Here is a 20057-nt window from a genome sequence, read left to right on the forward strand (position 1 = left end):
TTTTAAGTTGTCACTATAATGTTGAAAGAAAAGGGGATGCATCTGCGTCCCCTTTTTTTGTACAAGGGTAACTAAATGGACTTTATCACAACCGGTTTTCTTCAGGCATTTGTACTCCTCTTCGGCGGTGACCCCGAAACATATTCAGCAATATTAACCACCATCTCTGTTTCGACTCTTTCTATTATGGCAAGCCTGATAATAGGCGCGCCGCTCGGTTTTATGCTTGGCTATCACGATTTTCTCGGAAAGAAATTTTTGAGGACTGTAGCTGATTCACTGCTCTCGTTTCCTACTGTTGTTATTGGTCTTCTTGTTTACGCATTACTTTCCCGCCGAGGCCCTTTAGGGGAGATGGATCTTCTCTTTACTATTCCGGGTATTGCTGCGGGACAGGCTCTTTTGGGTATTCCCATTGTGACCGCAATGATGGCTACAGCTGTTGAAAATCTTGATCAGCGATTAAAAAATACATTGCTTACTTTAGGAGCAGGGCGCAGTCAGATTTTGCGAACAACTCTTTGGGAAGCCCGCTATAGTCTTGTACTTGCCGTTGCTGCTGCATACGGGAGAATCGTTTCGGAAATAGGTATTTCCATGATGATCGGTGGAAATATTAAATGGCATACAAGAACCATTACAACTGCAATTGCTTTGGAAACAGGCAAGGGCGAATTTGCAATGGGTATTGCGCTCGGGCTTGTCTTAATGATTATAGCCTTCGGAGTTAATTTTTCCATGTCAGGTATTAAAAAGAGGGCTGGTAAGTGAGTGATATCCTATACAAACTATCTAATATAACTCAAAGCTACAGCGGTAAAATAGTTCTTGAACTTGATAGCTTTACCATTCCTAAAGGTGCAATAATCGGTCTGGCCGGACATAACGGCAGTGGCAAGAGCACTCTTATGCGAATTTTGGCTTTTCTTGAGAGTCCATCTTCGGGTGAGATCATTTTTGATGATAAAAAAATTGAAACGCTGGAAACTTCACTTCGTCGCGAAGTCACTTTGCTTACTCAGGAACCTTACCTCCTGAAAAGGACTGTTGCTGGTAACGTTGCCTACGGTCTCGAGCTCAGAGGAGCGAAAAATATTGATAATAAGGTTCGAGAATCTTTAAATCTTGTCGGTCTTGAACCGGATTCTTTTATGCCCCGGCAATGGTTTGAACTTTCCGGCGGTGAGGCGCAGAGAGTTGCTCTTGCAGCACGGCTTGCGCTTAATCCGAAGGTTCTGCTCCTTGATGAACCGACAGCCAGTCTAGACCGGGAAAGCACACTGCTGATACATGACGCTGCGGTAAAGGTTCGCGAAAAATGCGGGACAACTCTTGTGATTGTCAGTCATGATTATCTTTGGCTGGATGATGTTTCTGATACGATTTTTACTTTTGCGCAGGGTCATCTTGAATATTAACACGAATTAATAAGCGTGGTGTATTCTTGGACTGCATGTTTTTTATAACGGTTAGTTTATGGAATTAAAAACGACTCTTTCGATACAAGATGAAATGTGATGGTTATATTTTTCAAGTGGATTTAGACAACTGAAATTGTTAATATGGTCCAATTATCCATTATGAATAAGTAGGAGTACTTATGGCAAAATGTAAATCTGTATTGAAAAAGAAAAATGATCGTGAAAGCCTTAATGCCGATATCTGTGATCACGTGGTATTTTCGCTCAGTAAGGATATAGAGAATGCTACTGAACGGGATATGGGAAGGGCCCTCGCATTGTCATTGCGTGACCGTCTTGTTGAGAGAATGCTGGAAACTCGTGACCGTTACCGCGAGACGAAAGCTAAGCGTATGTATTATTTTTCCATTGAGTATCTGCTGGGTCGCTGCCTTGGTAACTCCTTGTGTAATATGGAAATGCTTTCAGAGTGTGAGGATATGTTTAAAGACCTCGGGTTTGATTTAGATGAAGTCCGTGAAAGCGAGCGTGACCCTGCGCTTGGAAATGGCGGCCTTGGTAGATTGGCCGCTTGTTTTTTAGATTCTTTAGCCACACTTGATATGCCCGGGTGCGGGTACGGTATCCATTATGAATATGGACTTTTCAGGCAGTCAATTCAGGACGGCTACCAGAAAGAATTAGCCGATTACTGGATGGCTGACGGTATGCCGCTTGAAATAATCCGTCCTGATCAGGCTGTTCTTATTCCGTTATACGGCAGAGTTGAAAACAGTATTCTGCCTAATGGTGAATATTTGCCAATGTGGTTGGACTGGGAAGATATTGTAGGTGTTCCGTATGACATTCCAATCGTGGGCTATGGCGGGAAAACTGTAAATTATCTCAGATTGTTTGCTGCGCGGGCTTCGCAGAATTTTGATATGGAAATTTTTAATAGCGGTGATTACATTCGTGCTGTCCAGCGCAAGATTGAATCAGAAATGGTTTCAAAGGTTTTATATCCAAGTGAATCAGTTTCTTTCGGTAAAGAATTACGTCTTGTTCAGGAATATTTTCTGGTTGCGTGCGGCTTAAGGGATATAACCCGTCGGTTCTCAGCTCAAAACAAGAATTTTGAAGAATTTTCAGATTATGTAGCCATTCAGCTAAATGATACTCATCCGGCTTTGACTGTTGTAGAGTTGATGCGTTTTCTGGTGGATGAGAAACGCATTGAGTGGGGACGGGCGTGGAAGATTACTCAGGCAACCTGTGCATATACAAACCATACTTTGTTACCTGAAGCTCTGGAATGCTGGTCGGTAGATCTGCTTGAAAAAGTCCTGCCGCGTCATTTACAGCTTATATATGAAATTAACAGTCGTTTTTTGGATGGGATTAAGAAAAAATATTCGGAAGATATTGAGAAAATCAGGCGCATGTCGCTCATTGAGGAAGGGGGCAAGAAAGAAGTCCGTATGGCAAATCTTGCTGTTATAGGTTCTCATTCCGTTAACGGGGTTTCAGAGCTTCATTCTGAACTCGTAAAGCGCAGGCTTTTCCCTGATTTTTATGAAATGAATCCTGAGAAATTCAATAATAAAACAAATGGTGTTACCCCGAGACGCTGGCTGCTTAAATCAAACCGCCCGCTCGCTAAGTTGTTAACTGATTGTGCGGGGGACAAGTGGATTACTGATCTCAGTGAACTTAAGAAAATTGAAAAATACGCAACAGATTCAGAATTCAGGGATAAATTTGTTGCAGCTAAGCGTGAAAATAAAATTATCCTTTCAAATTTTATAAGAAGCACTTTGGATATCGATGTTTCACCTGATTCTCTTTTTGATATCCATGCAAAACGTATTCATGAATATAAGCGGCAACTACTGAATGTTTTACATATCATCCATATGTATCTGGAAATGGTTGATCATGGGCGGGAACCGCTTTGTGCCCGAACTTTTATTTTTGCAGGAAAGGCCGCACCCGGATACTGGGAAGCGAAGCAGATAATTAAGCTTATCCATAGTGTCGGCGGTGTCATAAATAAGGACAAAAGGGTCAAGGGGCTGATTAAAGTGGCCTTTACCCCTGACTATCGAGTTTCCCTTGCAGAAAAAATTATTCCGGCATGTGATCTCAGTGAGCAGATTTCAACAGCAGGGACTGAAGCATCAGGCACAGGCAATATGAAATTTGCTATAAATGGCGCCTTGACTATCGGGACTCTAGACGGGGCGAACATTGAAATGCGGGAAGAGGTCGGGGAGGATAATTTCTATTTATTCGGCCTTAGACAGGATGAGGTCGAAAACCTTTTAACGACCCGTTCATATCATCCGCGCGAGATTTATGAAAGTTCTGCTGAAGTAAGAGAAGTCCTTGACGCATTGTACTCAAACAGATTCTCTCCGAAAGATCCCGGTCTGTTCAACTGGATAGTGGATAAACTGCTTGCTGATAATGAACAGTATCTGCATCTGGCTGACTTTGCTGAGTACATAGAGGTCCAAAAAACAGTCGGACTGGAATACTCTGATCCTGTTCTTTGGAATAAGAAAGCTATCCTTAACACTGCCCGCATGGGTAAATTCTCAACTGATAGAACTATGCGGGAATATGCTGAAGATATCTGGAATATTAAAGCTCTTAAAAATTTAGAATAGGACTTTATCTGTTATAATTCATGTACTCACTGCGAAGGAGCTTCGAGAAGAATCTCTTTCGCAGTTATTTTTTAGGAATGTTCTTTTGAAGATGCTTGCTTTCTAATACTTTGAACATATAGTATTAGTTCACCAATTAAAATCGGAGAATATGAAATGAGTGTATTAGTTGAGCTTACAATTTTCCCGACGGATAAAGGCATCAGCGTCAGCCCATATGTAGCACGTGTTGTTGAAATACTTCGCGCAAGCGGTTTATCTTGCAACCTTGGACCGATGGGGACCAATATAGAAGGTGAATGGGATGACATTATGGCTGCTGTTACCAGATGTTACCGGGCATTAGCAGAAGATTGCGACCGCATATATATAGTTATGAAGGCCGATTGCAGAAAAGGTGCTGAAAACAGAATGGAAGGTAAAATAAAATCCGTTGAAGCAAAGTTGTAGCTTTTAAAAATTTTAATAATGAAATGTCGAAACTAAAATGTTGCAAACCGGAGATGGTGATGCATTTAGGTATAAAAAAAGTAAACGGGGTATTGTCGCTCTTGGTTGTTTTGATGCTTTCCGGATGTGCTCATCTTGATGTTTCACATTTGAACCGAAAGCCGTGGCAACTTGAGATTCAAAAATCTGTATCAATGGAATTTATGGATTTTGACTATCAGGTAATTCCGCGCACTGACAGCTTCGGAGTACGCGGTACAGCCTTTATCAAAAAAGCAAATGTTCCTGTATGGGCGCAGTGGGTTGGCGAACTTTGGATTCAGGGATATTTAAGCGATGAGGACGGAACTGTTCTTGCGCAGGGAATGCAGGTTTTTTCCCCGGCAAAGCTTGAGAACGGTGTCGGAGTTCCGTTTGATTTTGAATTGAAGCCTGATCAGCTGGACTTAGGTCCTCTGTTCATTTCTTTCGGTTACAGGCTGGTACTCCTCAAAGATAAGCATGACACCGTAAACCCGCCGTTTATGGCTATTGAAAGAGCTGTCATAAAGTAGCTGACAGATTTTACAATGCTATAAGTTCAATATTGCCCCATGCTCCTATTTTAGAGTCATATTGAACGAAAACTCCATCCAGACCGTATTTTGCCCCGGATTTTGTCAAACTTTCTGACAGGGTCCGGGCTTTTTCTATGACAATCGGAACATCAGCAGGGGACTTCAGCAAATTGGCAAGTGCTGTTGCCGCTGCATCTGCAAGCCGTCCGTCTTGAGATCTGACAGTTACAAGATCACCGCTGCCGAGGCTTAAAGAATGCCCTATTGTTCCGGATGACGAGCATACCGATACGGGGAATTCATTCGACTTGATGACTAAACCTATTTTCGAGCCGGATTCCGGATCGGAAAGCAGTGCAACTCTGCGTGTAACGGTTGAGTGCATGTATATATCCCCGCCGTTCTCGACCAGTATATTTTCACTTACCGGTTTCAGGCGCGTCGCAACTTCCTGCGCAACGGCCCCTGCAACCGCGGCCATCGGTCCCACATTACAAAGTTTGGCTGCTTCGGCCATAGCTGTTATTATGGGATCAGCATCCTTAGGGACATCAACAGGTGTAAGACTTGTTCCAAACTGCGGATTCAGAAATATGTGGGCTTTGATTACAGAACGTACTTCATGGATAATTGCAGCAACTTCTGCACGCAAATCTTTTTGAGCCGTGACAAAAAGGTCTGTCTGCTCAACCACCACCTGAAAAGAAGTTTCATTTTGAGATGGTGTAACATTTTTTCTGTAATTTCTAGCGGAATCAGTGTGCTTTTTTCTGGTCAAAGTAATCCCGTAGGTTAATCAGAAAACAGGTTGTTGATTTGTCTAAAAGTTGTTGAAGCAGTCAGGCCGAGTTGCAGTAAACACAATTCAGCCTGACTGTGGTGCAGTCAAAAAGCTTAGAATCCTAGGTCTTCATTGATAAGGACAACGTGGATACGTCCTTTCGGCGAAGATTTTTCAGTGATGCCCCATACTGAACAGATTCTTTCAGGGGAGCTGCAATCGGCGCATGTGCCGGTGACGGCGCAAGGAGTTTTTCTTTTAAGCCTCATGGCATTAACCGGAGCCACATATTCTTTGATGCGGCGTGTTGCTGCTTCAAGGTCTCCGCAAATTTTATTTCTGCCGACAAGGACGATGACATTTTTCGGTCCGAATGCCATTGCTGCGACTCTGTTGCCTGTACCGTCGAGGTTTACCAGTTCTCCCTCATTGGTCACAGCATTTGCGCTTGTGATGAACAGATCGCTTAAAAGAGACTGTCTGCGGCGTTCAATTCTTTCTTCAGGAGCAGGCTTCATATCGTAAGTATCAATTACTTTGACATTTTTAAGCTGTTTAATCTGACCGAAAAGACCTGAGTCCACAACAGTCATAGAACCGCCGAAACTTATAGACTTAGGTGACAGCTGAGGGATAATTTTATCAAGAACAAGGGCTGCTGCGGCGTGGGAGCTGTTTGCAACATGGGTTGTAAAACCGTTGTCATCAAGAACTTCTTTAAGTTCTCCGAGGCGAATGTTCCAAAAATTTTGTATAGGGCTCATTAACTTTCTCCTTAAATTATTTTAGCATTTATAGATTTAACTGCCGGATTTAGGTTTACTGAATCATTTTTTAAATTATGCTTAACAAATCGGCATAACGAAGAACATAATCATTATGAAACGATTAGCCATACTCCTCAATAGATTTTCATGAAAAAATTGATAAAATCAAATTCATAGTGTATCTAAGCAGTAATAGACTTTGACAGAACGGCAAACATCAGGGTATGCGGTCTTGTTTTCACTTCGAAGAACATAGATTATTCAAAGTGATATTAAAAGGTTTTCGCGGTGACCCAGTTTTAAAAACATTTCTTGACGATGTCCCCCGTAGGGGATATATGTTCCCGTTCCTCGTGACCGGAATTATCCCGGCTTAATCAAGAAAATAATTTTTGGAGAAATAGAACAATGAAAAGAACTTATCAGCCTAGCAAAATCAGAAGAAAAAGAACCCACGGTTTTCTCGTTCGTTCACGCACTAAAAGCGGTCGTGCTATGATTGCAAGACGTCGTGCTAAAGGACGCAAAAGATTATCTGTTTAAATTGGACTAAGGAGCATCGTCTCCTTAGAAAGCCTGATTTCGATCACTGCTATGAGCAGGGAAAGAAACACTACACGAGAAATTTCATATTATTCGTGTTATGCCATGGTAGCGGCCCCGGCGGGGTTCGTTTGGGCCTTACCGTGAGCAGGAAAAAAGGGCCTGCTGTTGTCAGGAATCGTATCAAAAGAGTGATACGTGAATTCTTCAGGCTCTATCAAAATCAAATCCAGATCCGTGCTGACATAATTTTTGTGCCGAAGCGCGCTTTGGATGGCAAGAAAATAACTCTTGGTCTTGCTGAAAAAGAACTGATTCCGGTGATAGACAAGCTTAATAAGATTGTTGTCAGCCCGGAACAGCAATGAGAAATCAGGGAATGCGGACTCTGTTTCTTTATCTTATACGCTTTTATCAGAAGTTTATTTCCCCGTTGTTTCCGGGGTGCTGCCGTTTTCATCCTACCTGTTCGCAATATGCCATAGAGGCGATTTCCCTTCATGGAGTGATCAAAGGAGGGATGTATACTTTGTGGCGTCTGATGCGTTGTCATCCGCTATGCAAGGGCGGACATGATCCTGTCCCAGCCCCAAAAAATCTACCACCGCGCAGTCTCGACCTTAATTTAAAGGTCAAATGAGTGAGAAATTAAAAATGGAAAATAAACGCGTTATCTTGGCGGTTGCCTTATCTTTTGTAGTACTTCTTGGCTGGCAATTTCTTTTCCCGACTCAGCCGCAACAACCTGTTCCTGTTCAGACACAACAATCAGTTGAAAAGCAAGAGGCCGTAAAAGGTCCTGTTTCAAACCAATTTCCTGACCCGATGACCACAAGTGCAATAGTTTCTGCAAAAGGAACTAAGCTGAAAGTGGAAACACCTCTCTATTCCGCTGTGATCAATTCACAGGGCGGACTTCTTGAGAATTTTAAACTTAAACTTTATAAAGAGACAATCGAAGCAAATTCACCTGATGTGGATATGGTCGGCGCTAATGCTCTTGATAAAGCTCCTATGGGAATTATTCTTAACGGAATACCCACATGGACTCGCGGAGTCTGGGGTTACGAAGGGGATAATTTGTCTCTTAACGGCGATAAAATCGGGACCCTCGTATTTCGCGGAGAAGTAGAAGGGTTCAGAATTGAACGCCGACTTACATTTCATGCAGACAACTATCTGATTGATGAAGATGTTCGTATTCTTAATGAGTCTAATCCGAGCGGTCAGGGCAGAGTTGCCTTTACCACAGCGACTAAGAGCCTCAGTGCAGACGGTGACCGCTACAATCCTACACGCATTTCATGGTATGGAACTGATGGTCTTAAAACAGAGAGCGACCGTGAAGATCTTCAAAAGACCGGAATTGAAGTCACTGGAGACTTGAACTGGGGAGCTATCGATTCTAACTTCTTTATTCTTGCTCTTCTGCCTGAAGCCAAAGACGTTACTGTAAAAGGTAAAGTGCAGGATGATATTTTCAGAGTAGCCGCTGAGCATACGGTTTCTTTAGATAAAGGAATTGAACGCAAACTGGCTTGTTCTTATTTCTTCGGTCCGATGGATCCGAATTATATGAACAAGGTTTCTGGGAACCTTGCAGCAGCAATTGATTTCGGCTGGTTTGATATTATTGCAAAACCGCTGACAATCGCGCTTGAATGGTTTAACCAGTATGTACATAACTACGGTATTTCCATTATCCTGTTGACGATTGCTATTAAGCTCCTTTTCTGGCCGCTGTCACAGAAAAGTTATAAGTCTATGGAACAGATGAAGCGTTTGCAGCCGATGGTAGCAAAACTTCGTGAAAAATATGGTGACGATAAAGAAAGACTCAATAAAGAGTCTATGCAGCTCTACAAGACATATAATGTCAATCCGGCCGGCGGGTGTTTACCGATGGTGCTGCAGATTCCTGTATTCTTCGGTTTGTATAAGGCTCTGTTGGGGACAGTTGCACTTAGACATGCCGATTTTATTACTCATTTCCCTTTTACTGATATCATTTGGCTTGCCGACCTTTCGGCTAAAGACCCACTTTACATCACTCCTATCGTGATGGGTGCTACCATGTTCCTTCAGCAGAAAATGACACCTTCAGCAGGTGATCCTACTCAGCAGAAAATCATGATGCTTTTGCCCTTAGTGTTCACGTTTATGTTCCTCAACTTCCCGGCAGGGCTTGTTGTTTACTGGTTAGTGAATAACGTACTTTCAATAGCCCAGCAGTGGATTATTACTCGCAAAGTAAAATAAAGGGCGTACGACTGAATTGTTAGAGTGATGAATACTATTAGGAGACAGAATGAGCGAATTCAAAGAATTCCAAGGGAAGAATCTGGACGAGGCAATTAATACAGCCTGTGATTACTTCAATCTGAATCGCGATAAGCTTGAAATTGAAATACTCAGCGGCGGATCTACCGGAGTTTTCGGACTGGTAGGAAAAAAGAACGCCAAAGTTAAAGCCCGTCCCAGAGGCGGAGAAACAAAAGCTTTACTTAATAGCGAGACTAAGCCCGAAAAGACTCAGTCAGTTAAATATGAAAAACCGGTTGAGCGTCCTGTAGAAAGAAAGCCTGCACCGGAAGAAAAGAAGATTCAGCAGGAAGTTGCTGCTGTAAAAGAAGAATCAGCTATCGCGCCACGCGCAGAAGTGGAAACTCCTGCAGTAAAAAGAGAATCTGTTGTTGCTGTCAGAGAAAAAGCAGCTGTTCCAGCTGTTTCTGAGTCCAAAGTTAAAGCAGAAGTTAAAGCAGAAGATGATGCTGTTGATGATGGAATGGATGAGGACATTGAAAATGAAAACTTCAGAGAACGTCGCAGCATTATGGAAGCTGATCCTGAAGATATCGCAGCAGCAGTTCGTGAAGCTCTTGAAAGGATGATTGAACCCATTGTTCAGCAGCCTCCGAAGCTTGAAATTGAAGTCGGTGCAGACAGAGTCAACGTACTTGTTGACGATGAAGAAAACTCCGGTCTTATTATAGGTCGTGAAGGTCAGACTCTTTCCTCATTGCAGTATCTTTGCAACAGGATGGTTTCTAAGAAGCTTCAGACTTCAGTTCGTGTTCAGATTGATACAGGTGACTATCGCGATCGTCAGGATGAAAAACTCCGTCAGCTCGCATGGCATCTTGCTGATAAAGCTATGCATACCGGAAGGGTGCAGAGCACTAAGCCTTTAAGTTCTTATCACCGCAGAGTCGTTCATATGGCTTTGCAGGAAGATAAGCATGTTAATACTCGCAGTAAGGGCGATGGTCCTATGAAGCGTGTGCTGATTCTGCCGCGTCGCAGCCGGAACACCGGTGGCCGTGTTGGCGAACGCACTGAAAGTACCGACCGTCCGGAACGCAGCGAAGGATATACTTCTCAGCCTGCTGACCGCTATAACAGTCGCGGACCAGCTCGTAGTGATGACCGCGGACCTGCTCGCAGTGATGCCCGCGGCCCAGCCCGTAGCGATGACCGCGGACCAGCACGCAGCTATGATCGTGGCCCAGCCCGCAGCAGCGAGCGTGGCCCTGCCCGTAGCGATGACCGCGGCCCAGCTCGCAGCAGTGAGCGTGGACCAGCACGCAGCGGCGAACGTGGACCTGCTCGCGCACCTGAACGCGGTACCCCGCGTACAGATGGTCGCAATGAAGGTTACGCAAGCCGTAATCGCTCTGAAGGATATGCCGGAAGCGGACGTGATGAAAACTTCGGTAATCGTCCTCCTCAGGATGAAAACTTCGGTAATCGCGCCCCGCGTGACGAAAACTTCGGCAACCGTGCACCGCAGAACGAAAGTTTCGGTAATCGCGCACCGAGACCAAGCAACACACGTAATACTGGACGTACCGGCGCAAACAGTGCTGATACTACCGATGGTTACAACGACGATCGTTACAACCGCTATTAGACACCAGTTCACGAGCGGTGAATACAGACTTTAAGATAACCCCGTGGACATTGTTCACGGGGTTAATTTTTTAATCTGTTAATGGAGACTTAATATGTCAGTCAGTTCTTCCGGCACTATTGCTGCTATTGCTACTCCTCCAGGTGAAGGTGGAGTGGGAATTATCCGTGTAAGCGGCGAAAATGCGCTATCTATTGCAAAAACTATTTTTAAATCCTCTAAAGATTCTTTTTCAGGGTTTAAGCCATACACAATGCATTATGGCTATGTGCTGGATGAAAACGGTCTGGAACTGGACGATGTTCTAGCTGTTTTCATGCCCGGACCGAATTCATATACCGGTGACGATACCGTTGAGTTTAACTGCCATGGCGGCAGAGCTATTCTGGGTGCGGTTCTCGGTGAAATTTTGTCACGGGGAGCGGTCCTCGCACGTCCGGGGGAATTCACCTTAAGAGCTTTTTTGAATGGTAAAATGGATCTTACGCAGGCTGAAGCTGTTGCGGAAATGATTCATGCTCCATCTAAGGGAGCCGTCCAGCTAGCACGTGTAAAACTTTCAGGAGTGCTTGGAAACCGTATTGAAGAACTTCGCGGCAGGCTGGAAGTGCTCCGTACTCATTTATGCGTGGCTGTTGATTTTCCGGATGATGAACTTGAGTGCTTGCCACTTGAGGAGATGATGACGGAAGTAACCGATGCTGTAAAAAATATTTCTGAAATTCTTGCAGGCGTTGAACGCACCCGTGCGTGGCGCGAGGGCGGGCTTGCTGTTCTTTCCGGTAAAGTAAATGCCGGAAAATCGAGCCTCCTAAACGCATTGCTTGGCCGTAACCGTGCTATTGTTACCGATATTCCGGGTACAACCAGAGATTTTATTGAAGAAACTCTCAGTTTAGACGGCCTTCAAGTGCGAGTGGTCGATACTGCCGGACTGCGTGAAACGACTGATAAAGTTGAACAGGCCGGTCTTGATATGGGTAAAGAACTTGCGCAGCAGGCTGATCTGGTCCTTTTAATTATTGACGGCTCCAAACCGTTTGACCTTTCTGATATTGATCCTGAATTCTCAGCGCAAAGCGGCAAATGTATAGCTGTAATCAATAAGATCGACCTTGTGCAATCAATTCCATCTCCATCAGAAGTAATGCTTGGTGCAGGGTATGAAGTTGTTGAGATATCTGCCAAAAAGGGACAGGGTATTGACCAGCTTGCTTCAACTATCCGGGAGCATATCCTGTCTGGTTCCGGCGAACCTGACCCTGATGAACTTGTGCCTAACTCAAGGCAGGCTGCAACACTGCGAAGAGCTTTAGCTGAACTTGACGGGCTTGTTGAAGATATTAAAATGACAATCCCTTATGATTTACTCGGAGTCCGTTTGGAATCGGCTTGTTCCGCCTTATCTGAAATAACAGGTGAAATTACTCCTCAAGAAGTTCTTGATTCAATTTTCAGTAAATTCTGCGTTGGAAAATAAAATGAAAAATAAGATTGTTGATATGCGCGCTGTTACATGCGGTCTTGTTCCTGCAATAGTTGCAGAACTGGATGGAACATCAGCTCCTGTTGTTGATTTTCATATCAGAATGGGAATCCGCGAAGAAATAATGAGCGGTTTCGGTTCAGGCGGTAATTGGGATATCGAGATAATTCCTGATCTCGGTTATGATCTTTTAAGATTTACCCGCAAGCATAACAGCGTTGTTTCCACCCTTAATGTTGTCGAGTATTAAGTGATTTTTAGGTAATCTTGGTATGTTTTAAACGTATTCGGGCAGTTTTTTTCACACTCTTTATTTTGCAGTAAAGATATTAAATCTTCAAGCGTATCAACATCTGAGTGTTCCGGTAGAACGTATGGCTCTAGTTTGGCTGATTTAAATTTTTGCATTGTTTGTTCAAAAACATGCGGAGTGCTCCAGCATATGTTTGTGAATGGAATCTCGGTCAATGTCTCAGCCTGAAATCCTATAAGGTAATATCCTCCGTCTTTTGCCGGACCGATGCATGCCGGATATTTACCAAGAACGGCTAAACCTTTTTTAATTGTTGAAGTTGAAAGATCCGGCAAATCACTTCCAATTAAAACACATTTATCGTAACCAAGCTTAAATGCATCGATAAATGCGTTTAGCATCCGCTTTCCTAAATCCTTTCCCCGTTGCGGGATCAGCCTTCTATTTCCAAGCCATTTATTATATTCTGACGCTGGTTCTTCCGGGTCAAAAAAGATTAAAGTTTCAATTTCGCTCTTATCAACTCTTGCAAGTAAATCCTCAACAAAAGCCGCGTAAAAAAGTGCCGCCTGTGTATTGCCGACATCTTTTCCAAGCCTTGTTTTGACCTTGCCAGCTATCGGTAACTTTACGAATATCAGCAGAGCCTTATTCAATTTTCAGCTCCATTATCAGAATACATTTTTTTAAGAGTAACCGGACTTAATCCGCATAAATGAAGTATTCTAAGCAGCCAGTTGCGCAAAAAACATTTAACCTTTCCTGTTTTTTGGTACCGACGGGCAGAGGTTATTACTGATTCTTTGAGTATAACAATTTCAAGCCGCTTTTTTTTAATATTTCTGAAAAACTCAACGTCTTCCATAATGGGAATCAACGGGAAACATCCTAGTTTGAAAAATGTTTCTTTTTTAATAAAAGGAGCTTGATCTCCGTACGGAACACGTTCTATTCGTGAACGAATGTTTCCTACATATGCGATCAGCCGCATGATTCTGGAATAGTCGTCAAAACTGAGATTGAATGCTCCGGCTGAGGAACTTGGAACATCTAATGCTTCGCGGATAAGTGTGCCGGAATTTGGAGGCAATATTGTATCTGCGTGCAGAAACATCAGTATTCCACCTGTAGCAACGCCGGCTCCTGTGTTCATTTGAGACGCGCGTCCTGACTTTGCTGAAATTTTGATTATGGTTTTATCTTTGATGAATTTATTCGTTGATTGACTTGGCGATCCGTCTACGACAATAATTTCGCATCCGGTTCCCAAGTTTGATCTAACGTTATTTATGCAAGTATTTATAGTTGCTTGTTCATTGAATACGGGGATAATAACGGATATTGGTGTATGGATAGACATGAAGTATGTTTATACTCTTTAACCGACAGAATAAAGAGGAGATGAGTATGTCTGAAAAGATGAAGCCCAGAAAGGGTTTTTCCAGTGATGAAGGTGTAATCGAAGAAGTATTACGGAAAGGGGAAGTTCTCCATCTGGCCTTAAAGGACACGGACGGTGTGTATTCTGTTCCTGTGAATTATGGTTTTAAACGCGGAGCAATATACATTCATTCTTCTAAAACCGGACGCAAAATATCTGCGCTGGCTTTAGGTGATGAAGTCGGCTTCAGCGTACTTGCTTCGCATGAGGTTAAGCCGCATGAAAAACCATGCAAGTGGGGATGCTCATTCAGCTCTGTAGTCGGATGCGGAGTCCCGCGCATTCTTGAAGATCGTGAAAAAATAGCTGCCCTTAATTTGATTATGAAGCAGTACAGTGATGAAAAATGGGAAATAGAACCAGCCGCTGCAAGTGCCATAGAAGTTGTTGAAATAATGATTACAACAGCTACTGCGCGGATAGTGGATAGGGAATAAACTCCGACTGAGAATATTCCCTTCCGTAAATTGTGGCAGCTGATCTGCTCAACCTGCCCATGCAAACTGGCTTTCTTCTTCCAAGCGAGCCTGACAGGATATGCAGAGGCGCGCAGTAGGATTGGCCTTGATTCTGGCGAGTCCAACTTCCTGTCCGCAATCATCACAGATGCCGAAATCGTAATGGTCGACTCTGGCAAGAGTTTCTTCGGTTTCTTTAATAAGCTTGCTTTCACGTAAATGAAGAGCAAGGTTGATTTTCTGTTCACTTAAACGTGAAGCATACTCATTGTCATCAGCACAAGTTTCAACGACCGTTTCACGACTTTCTGACCTTGCGATGAGTTCGGCAAGATTCTGTTCAAGATGTTTTCTGATGAGAGCCCGTTGAGTCGAATTCATGATTTTCTCCATGTAATGTTGGAATCATTTATTGGTTTTTGGACTATGGGGCTTATACATTTGACGATCTTCCTTTAAATCGCGAGACCGTGACGGTTTTGAGTCATATTGGTGTCATTTTTTTAGTGCAGACTGTTTTGAGATTAATGGAGAATATTTATGGCTTTATATTCAAGAGATTACGCAGAATATTGGGAAGATAAAGGTTCATTAAAAAACTTTTCAACTCCTGTTAAATTTACAGAATTTAAGAAATATGTTTCCAGCGATGCGGATATTTTGGATGTGGGATGCGGCTACGGACGCGTCATGAAGACTCTTTTTGAGGAAGGTTTTAAAAATATAAAGGGTGTTGAACCTTCTGCCGCCTTGCGTCAAAGGCTGCTTAAAGAGGGGGGAGAGTTTGAAGTTAAGCCGTTAGAAGATGGGATAATACCTTATAAAGACGGATCCGTTGACGCAGTTCTTCTCGTTGCTGTTCTCACCTGCATACCGGAAAATAAAGATCAGGATCAGCTTATGAGTGAGGTTTACCGCGTGCTTAAACCGAGCGGAGTTCTGTATATTAATGACTTTTTACTCAATACAGATGAGCGCAATATTGAGAGATATAACCGCTGTCAAAAGCAGCATGGTACATACGGAATCTTTGAAATTGAGGGCGGAGGAATCCTGCGCCATTTTTCAGAAGAGCGCATTAAAGAACTGCTAGGTTCATTTGATGAACTTGAGCATGAAAAGGTTGTTTACACGACAATGAACGGTAACCGTTCCAACGGATTTTATTACATAGGCCGTAAATAGTCAGTTTGCTGTTTTTATTACTTAATAATTTAATCTATCCTGCTGGTGCGTCCGAAAAGTTCTGTCATTTCCCCCAGACGTTCCCGTATCAGTTGTGTAAGCTGCCCCGGGACCAGTTTCCAGCCCCAGTTGCCGTTGGCTTCTCCGGGGATGTTCATGCGTGCTTCTCCGCCCAGATTAAGCAAGTCCTGAGTCTGGAAAATACACAGGCAGGCTACGCTGGACATTAAAAGCCTGATGAGTTCCCATGAAATTTTGGATTCGTCTATCCAGTCATGTCCAAGATACGACAACATATTTTTGCGGCTTACTTCATCAGCATCCTGATTGAACCATCCTCGGTTTGTGTTATTATCATGAGTACCGGTATATACGACGGAATTTCGTTTATGATTGTGGAGAGCATCTGCACAGATACCGATATTTTTCCCGAAAGAAAATTGCAGAATGCTCATGCCGGGAAATTGAAAACGGTCCCTGAGATATGCAACATCAGGAGTTATATGCCCAAGATCTTCGGCTATAATGCGTAGACATCCGGTACCGCAGGTAGCTATTTCGAAAAGCTTATGCCCGGGAGCTGGAACCCAGTATCCTTCAATCGCTGATTCTGCTTCGGCCGGAACTTCCCAGTATGCTGAAAACCCTCTGAAATGATCAAGTCTGGCCCAGTTATATAAGCCTAGATTATGGTTAAGCCTGCTGACCCACCAGCCGAAACCTTCTTGCTCGAGAATTTCCCAGTTATAAACCGGATTTCCCCAGAGTTGTCCTGTTTTACTGAAATAATCAGGCGGAACACCTGCCACGCAATATGAATTACCGTTTTCATCAAGTTTGAAAATTCTGCGGTTGGCCCAGACATCAGAGCTGTCGTGAGTGACGTATATCGGGATATCTCCGATAAGTTCAACTCCGATTTCAGCAAGATGATCGCGAAGCTGCCCCCATTGCCGGAAAAAAATCCACTGGCAGAATTTAACAAATAATATTTCCCGCGCCAGCAATTCTCCCCAATAGTGCAGACTTTCTTCTGTTCGATCTCTTATATCTTGCGGCCATTTCGTCCATCTTTCACCGTTTAAATGAAGCTTAAGCGACGTAAATAGTGCAAAATCGTTAAGCCAGTGCATGTTATCAAGTAAAAACTGGGTAAACACATGGTCATCGAGTAAATTATTGGCAACTCGCGAGAAAGCCATACGGAGAAGTGTTTCTTTTGCAAGGGCAGCCGCATCAAAGTCAGCTTTATCTGAGTCCGGAAGAGCAAAATTATTTATTTCTTCATCGTCAAGCAATCCATATTCAACCATAAGTTCGGGGCTTATTAATATGGTGTTGGCGGCAAATGCTGAAAATCCTGAATAAGGTGAATTGCAAAGCTCACTCGATGTAGGAGTTATGGGCAGAACCTGCCAGAATCTCTGGCCTGCTTCCGCCAGAAAATCTGCAAATTCATAAGCCGCAGGGCCGATATCTCCGACTCCGAATCTTGACGGTAATGATGTGAAATGGAGAAGTATTCCGCTGGAACGTTTCATCATGAGCTCCTTATGCTGACCAAAAACGATATAATAATATATCTCAGAGCATGGTAAGGATGTCCAGCTACTTTGTTTTGAGCAAAGAAATAAAATCAGGTCATATATTCAATGGGGTATGAAAATATACTGCAAAAGATTGCGCGGCTAGTTCCAGCGGTGTGGTGGTTGATAAAATTTTATCTAGAGGAACACCGTATCCTCCGAAGGCTCTCGCGCCGCTGTAAAGTTTAAGTGTCCATGGTCCGGTCGGTAGATATGACTCAAGTTTTTCAGTGATTGCAACCTTATTGAAATTAAAAATGACAACCGCATACCTTCCATCCGAAGTTGAAGGATTTCGAAGCATCAGGATAACTCCTGGCTTAATTTCCTGAACCTGACACCTGTTGTGACACGGTTCTTTCAGTGCCGGGTGTTCTTTTCTTAAAAGTAACATTTTTTTATAGAACGCAAGCATGGCTCTGCCCTGTTCAGAATCCTTTTTATTCCAGTCCAGTTGACTGGTAGTGAAAGCCGATTCATCGCTGGGATCAAGCTGTTTCTCTTGGGAAAATTTCAGTTCATGGTAGTGTTTGTCTAAGGTTTCATTTAAACTTGGGGCTGTGGAATAGTCCGAAAAATAATTGAATGGAGCTGTTTCTCCGTATTCTTCTCCCATGAAAAGTAACGGAGTGTATGGAGAGAGAAGTACGGCTCCGGCGCTCAGTTTAGCAGCTTCAAATCCTGCTTTTTTGATTGTTCTGCATTCTTCTCCCGTGCAGATAGTTTGCTCATGATTTTGGGAGTAGATGACTAACTTGCTGCCTGAAAACTCTTGAGTATTGCAGCCATGGATTCTTTTCCGATAATCAGAAAATTCTCCGCGATATGCAAAGCCGTATTGCATGGCCGAGACCATTTTTTCAGGATATCGATAGTCACGGAAAACTCCGTTTATATCCCCTGTTATTCTGTAGTGCAGGGCGTGGTGGAAATCTTCATCCCATAAAGCATCAAAGCCGTATCCACCCTTGTCATTAGGCTGTATAGAGCGAGTGGAGTTGTGATGGTCATTAATTATTAAAACACATTTTCTGTTATTTTCTTTTTCAAAAGATCTAATGCGAGTGGAAAGCTCTTCCAGAAAATGGATCGGACTTTGATCATAGATTGTTTCAGCATTATTTATGCGCAGTCCGTCGATGTGAAAGTCGCGCAGCCATGACAGAGCACATTGGATATAAAATTCGCGAACACCGAAACTGTATTGCTCATCAAAATTAATGGCTTTTCCGTGTGTTGTTGTGTGTATGTCACAAAAGAATGAATCGAAGGCTGAACTTAAGCTTTTTACAATATTATGCTGGCAGAATTCTACAACTAAAATTACCGCTATACCGCGATCATGGCTTGCCTTAACTAAAGCTTTAAATTCATCCGGTGTCCCGTAACCATTGTGTACTGCATAAGGAAAAACAGTTTTATTACCCCAGCCGCGGTGACCTGCAAACTGTGCAACTGGCAGAAGTTCCAATGTGTTTATTCCAAGTTCAGACAGATAATCCAGCTTGGAAATAAGAGCGCGTAGCGTTCCTTCCTTGGTGAAAGTTCCGACATGGGCTTCGTAAATAATCATTTCGTTTATCGGCAGGCCGGAAAAATTGTCTCCTTCCCAGTCAAATTTATGATGATCAAAGACAGTTGAGTAGGTATTTATTCCTTCAGGCTGCCATAACGATGCCGGGTCGGGGATTTTTTTTGAAGCATTAAGCAGAAATGAGTATGATGTGTCCGATGTCAGATTTTTCAATGTTAATTCATGAAAACCATAGTCGGTTTGATTCATCATAAATATATGATCAGGGTCATTATTAAAATTGATTCCAACGGTTTGGACATGAGGAGCAAATAGTCTAAACATGCAATTACCATTTTCATCAAACCGTGCTCCGAAGTGTTCTTTTTCCATTCTTGCTCTCTTAAATGCGGTTTTGTTTTAAATTTCAATTTAAGTTATAGTTAAAGCAAGCTTCGTTCGGCCCGTCTTTTGCAAGTGAATGAGTACTTACAGCTCGTAACATAATGAGGAGGCAGACCATGAACAGCACTATTAAGTCAGGCGCAGTAGAAGAACATGTACAGATAGCTGAAGTTATGGCCGGTGAAAAATCAATTTTACATGAGCTTGATTTTCAAGATGTGGCCATCTCAACTGTTGCCGTGGATGCTCTTAAAAGAGCAGCTAAGGCAGTAATGGAAAAATTTCTTCCTGGTAGTCAACCCGAAAAACTCACAGAATCTCAGGCAATAGCCTTTTTTATAGACAGAGTATTCTGGGACCAGAATTCTAAGGGATTGATCCTTTGCGCTGACGTTGCCACACGTAGTTTTTGTATTCCTATTCCAAGTCATCATTGGCATATGAAAACAGACCTTGGAACTATTCAGTAAATATTTTTATAACTTATTGCAAGTAAAAATAGAATAACAGGAGGCTTAGCCTCCTTTTTTTGTAGTTATATATAGATTAATAATTTAAAAATACTAATATGCTATAATAAATGGAGGCATATTGTAAGCGGGATGTAACTATTAAGTAACACATAAAATTGCAGATTCGAGGTATTGTTT

Annotated in this window: 22 protein-coding genes; 15 read left to right on the plus strand and 7 right to left on the minus strand. The window is 42.9% G+C overall.

Annotated elements, in window-relative coordinates; translation table 11 throughout:
* Window positions 1-75 precede the first annotated feature (75 nt).
* The 5 genes from B9N78_RS07240 to B9N78_RS07260 all read left to right on the plus strand — a co-directional run bounded on the left by B9N78_RS07240 (window position 76) and on the right by B9N78_RS07260 (window position 5076).
* Window positions 76-771: an ABC transporter permease gene (locus B9N78_RS07240; protein ID WP_085100523.1), complete on the plus strand. Its 696-nt coding sequence runs from the start codon at window positions 76-78 to the stop codon at window positions 769-771.
* A complete protein-coding gene (locus B9N78_RS07245) occupies window positions 768-1418 on the plus strand; it encodes an ABC transporter ATP-binding protein (protein WP_085100526.1) in 651 nt (216 codons plus the stop codon). The genes B9N78_RS07240 and B9N78_RS07245 overlap by 4 nt, the downstream gene beginning before the upstream one ends.
* A 182-nt stretch (window positions 1419-1600) precedes the next feature.
* Window positions 1601-4072, plus strand: a complete 2472-nt coding sequence (locus B9N78_RS07250; protein ID WP_085100528.1) for a glycogen/starch/alpha-glucan phosphorylase — start codon at window positions 1601-1603, stop codon at window positions 4070-4072.
* Window positions 4073-4228: 156 nt separating this feature from the next.
* Complete coding sequence (locus B9N78_RS07255) at window positions 4229-4522, plus strand: MTH1187 family thiamine-binding protein (protein ID WP_085100531.1); 294 nt, start codon at window positions 4229-4231, stop codon at window positions 4520-4522.
* Window positions 4523-4581: 59 nt separating this feature from the next.
* Entirely contained in the window at window positions 4582-5076 is a 495-nt protein-coding gene (locus tag B9N78_RS07260) for a hypothetical protein (protein ID WP_085100534.1), read from the plus strand.
* Between the two features lie 10 nt (window positions 5077-5086).
* Here the strand turns inward: B9N78_RS07260 and B9N78_RS07265 are convergent, their stop codons facing one another.
* Both B9N78_RS07265 and B9N78_RS07270 read right to left on the minus strand, forming a co-directional pair.
* Window positions 5087-5857, minus strand: coding sequence for a UPF0280 family protein (locus B9N78_RS07265; RefSeq protein WP_085100537.1), 771 nt, complete (start codon window positions 5855-5857; stop codon window positions 5087-5089).
* Window positions 5858-5973: 116 nt separating this feature from the next.
* Window positions 5974-6624, minus strand: coding sequence for a lactate utilization protein (locus tag B9N78_RS07270; protein WP_085100540.1), 651 nt, complete (start codon window positions 6622-6624; stop codon window positions 5974-5976).
* Window positions 6625-7035: 411 nt separating this feature from the next.
* On the opposite strand from B9N78_RS07270, the gene rpmH reads away from it, so the two are divergent.
* The 7 genes from rpmH (at window position 7036) to B9N78_RS07305 (ending at window position 12816) form a co-directional block, all read left to right on the plus strand.
* A complete protein-coding gene (gene rpmH, locus B9N78_RS07275) occupies window positions 7036-7170 on the plus strand; it encodes a 50S ribosomal protein L34 (RefSeq protein WP_085100543.1) in 135 nt (44 codons plus the stop codon).
* The gene (gene rnpA / locus B9N78_RS07280; protein WP_085100546.1) at window positions 7161-7538 is read left to right on the plus strand and encodes a ribonuclease P protein component; all 378 of its coding nucleotides are present in this window, start codon (window positions 7161-7163) and stop codon (window positions 7536-7538) included. The genes rpmH and rnpA overlap by 10 nt, the downstream gene beginning before the upstream one ends.
* Before the next feature lie 11 nt (window positions 7539-7549).
* Window positions 7550-7810: a membrane protein insertion efficiency factor YidD gene (gene yidD, locus B9N78_RS07285; RefSeq protein WP_212637016.1), complete on the plus strand. Its 261-nt coding sequence runs from the start codon at window positions 7550-7552 to the stop codon at window positions 7808-7810.
* Window positions 7811-7824: 14 nt separating this feature from the next.
* Complete coding sequence (gene yidC / locus B9N78_RS07290; protein WP_085101311.1) at window positions 7825-9429, plus strand: membrane protein insertase YidC; 1605 nt, start codon at window positions 7825-7827, stop codon at window positions 9427-9429.
* A gap of 49 nt (window positions 9430-9478) precedes the next feature.
* A complete protein-coding gene (gene jag / locus B9N78_RS18500; protein ID WP_085100553.1) occupies window positions 9479-11080 on the plus strand; it encodes an RNA-binding cell elongation regulator Jag/EloR in 1602 nt (533 codons plus the stop codon).
* 94 nt (window positions 11081-11174) lie between these two features.
* Window positions 11175-12560: a tRNA uridine-5-carboxymethylaminomethyl(34) synthesis GTPase MnmE gene (gene mnmE / locus B9N78_RS07300; RefSeq protein WP_085100555.1), complete on the plus strand. Its 1386-nt coding sequence runs from the start codon at window positions 11175-11177 to the stop codon at window positions 12558-12560.
* A 1-nt stretch (window position 12561) separates the two neighbouring features.
* A complete protein-coding gene (locus B9N78_RS07305; protein WP_085100558.1) occupies window positions 12562-12816 on the plus strand; it encodes a hypothetical protein in 255 nt (84 codons plus the stop codon).
* On the opposite strand, the gene B9N78_RS07310 is transcribed toward B9N78_RS07305, so the two are convergent.
* Entirely contained in the window at window positions 12813-13475 is a 663-nt protein-coding gene (locus tag B9N78_RS07310) for a TIGR04282 family arsenosugar biosynthesis glycosyltransferase (RefSeq protein WP_085100560.1), read from the minus strand. The genes B9N78_RS07305 and B9N78_RS07310 overlap by 4 nt on opposite strands.
* Entirely contained in the window at window positions 13472-14179 is a 708-nt protein-coding gene (locus B9N78_RS07315; RefSeq protein WP_085100563.1) for a TIGR04283 family arsenosugar biosynthesis glycosyltransferase, read from the minus strand. Before B9N78_RS07315 ends, B9N78_RS07310 begins: the two co-directional genes overlap by 4 nt.
* Before the next feature lie 47 nt (window positions 14180-14226).
* Here B9N78_RS07315 and B9N78_RS07320 point away from each other — a divergent pair, with 47 nt between their 5' ends.
* Complete coding sequence (locus B9N78_RS07320; RefSeq protein ID WP_170921392.1) at window positions 14227-14697, plus strand: pyridoxamine 5'-phosphate oxidase family protein; 471 nt, start codon at window positions 14227-14229, stop codon at window positions 14695-14697.
* 48 nt (window positions 14698-14745) lie between these two features.
* Here the strand turns inward: B9N78_RS07320 and B9N78_RS07325 are convergent, their stop codons facing one another.
* Complete coding sequence (locus B9N78_RS07325; RefSeq protein WP_085100569.1) at window positions 14746-15099, minus strand: TraR/DksA family transcriptional regulator; 354 nt, start codon at window positions 15097-15099, stop codon at window positions 14746-14748.
* 159 nt (window positions 15100-15258) lie between these two features.
* Here B9N78_RS07325 and B9N78_RS07330 point away from each other — a divergent pair, with 159 nt between their 5' ends.
* Window positions 15259-15903, plus strand: a complete 645-nt coding sequence (locus tag B9N78_RS07330; RefSeq protein WP_085100572.1) for a class I SAM-dependent methyltransferase — start codon at window positions 15259-15261, stop codon at window positions 15901-15903.
* 29 nt (window positions 15904-15932) lie between these two features.
* Here B9N78_RS07330 and malQ read toward each other — a convergent pair whose 3' ends face one another.
* Together malQ and B9N78_RS07340 are read right to left on the minus strand one after the other, a co-directional pair.
* On the minus strand, window positions 15933-17444 hold the full coding sequence (malQ, locus tag B9N78_RS07335; protein ID WP_085100576.1) for a 4-alpha-glucanotransferase: 1512 nt from the start codon (window positions 17442-17444) through the stop codon (window positions 15933-15935).
* A 100-nt stretch (window positions 17445-17544) separates the two neighbouring features.
* A complete protein-coding gene (locus tag B9N78_RS07340; protein ID WP_085100579.1) occupies window positions 17545-19395 on the minus strand; it encodes an alpha-amylase family glycosyl hydrolase in 1851 nt (616 codons plus the stop codon).
* Window positions 19396-19523: 128 nt separating this feature from the next.
* Between B9N78_RS07340 and B9N78_RS07345 the strand changes: the two genes are divergently transcribed.
* The gene (locus tag B9N78_RS07345; protein ID WP_085100581.1) at window positions 19524-19877 is read left to right on the plus strand and encodes a hypothetical protein; all 354 of its coding nucleotides are present in this window, start codon (window positions 19524-19526) and stop codon (window positions 19875-19877) included.
* Window positions 19878-20057 lie beyond the last annotated feature (180 nt).

It is taken from the genome of Desulfovibrio gilichinskyi (assembly GCF_900177375.1).
In the GTDB taxonomy this organism is placed as follows: Bacteria; Desulfobacterota; Desulfovibrionia; order Desulfovibrionales; family Desulfovibrionaceae; genus Maridesulfovibrio; species Maridesulfovibrio gilichinskyi.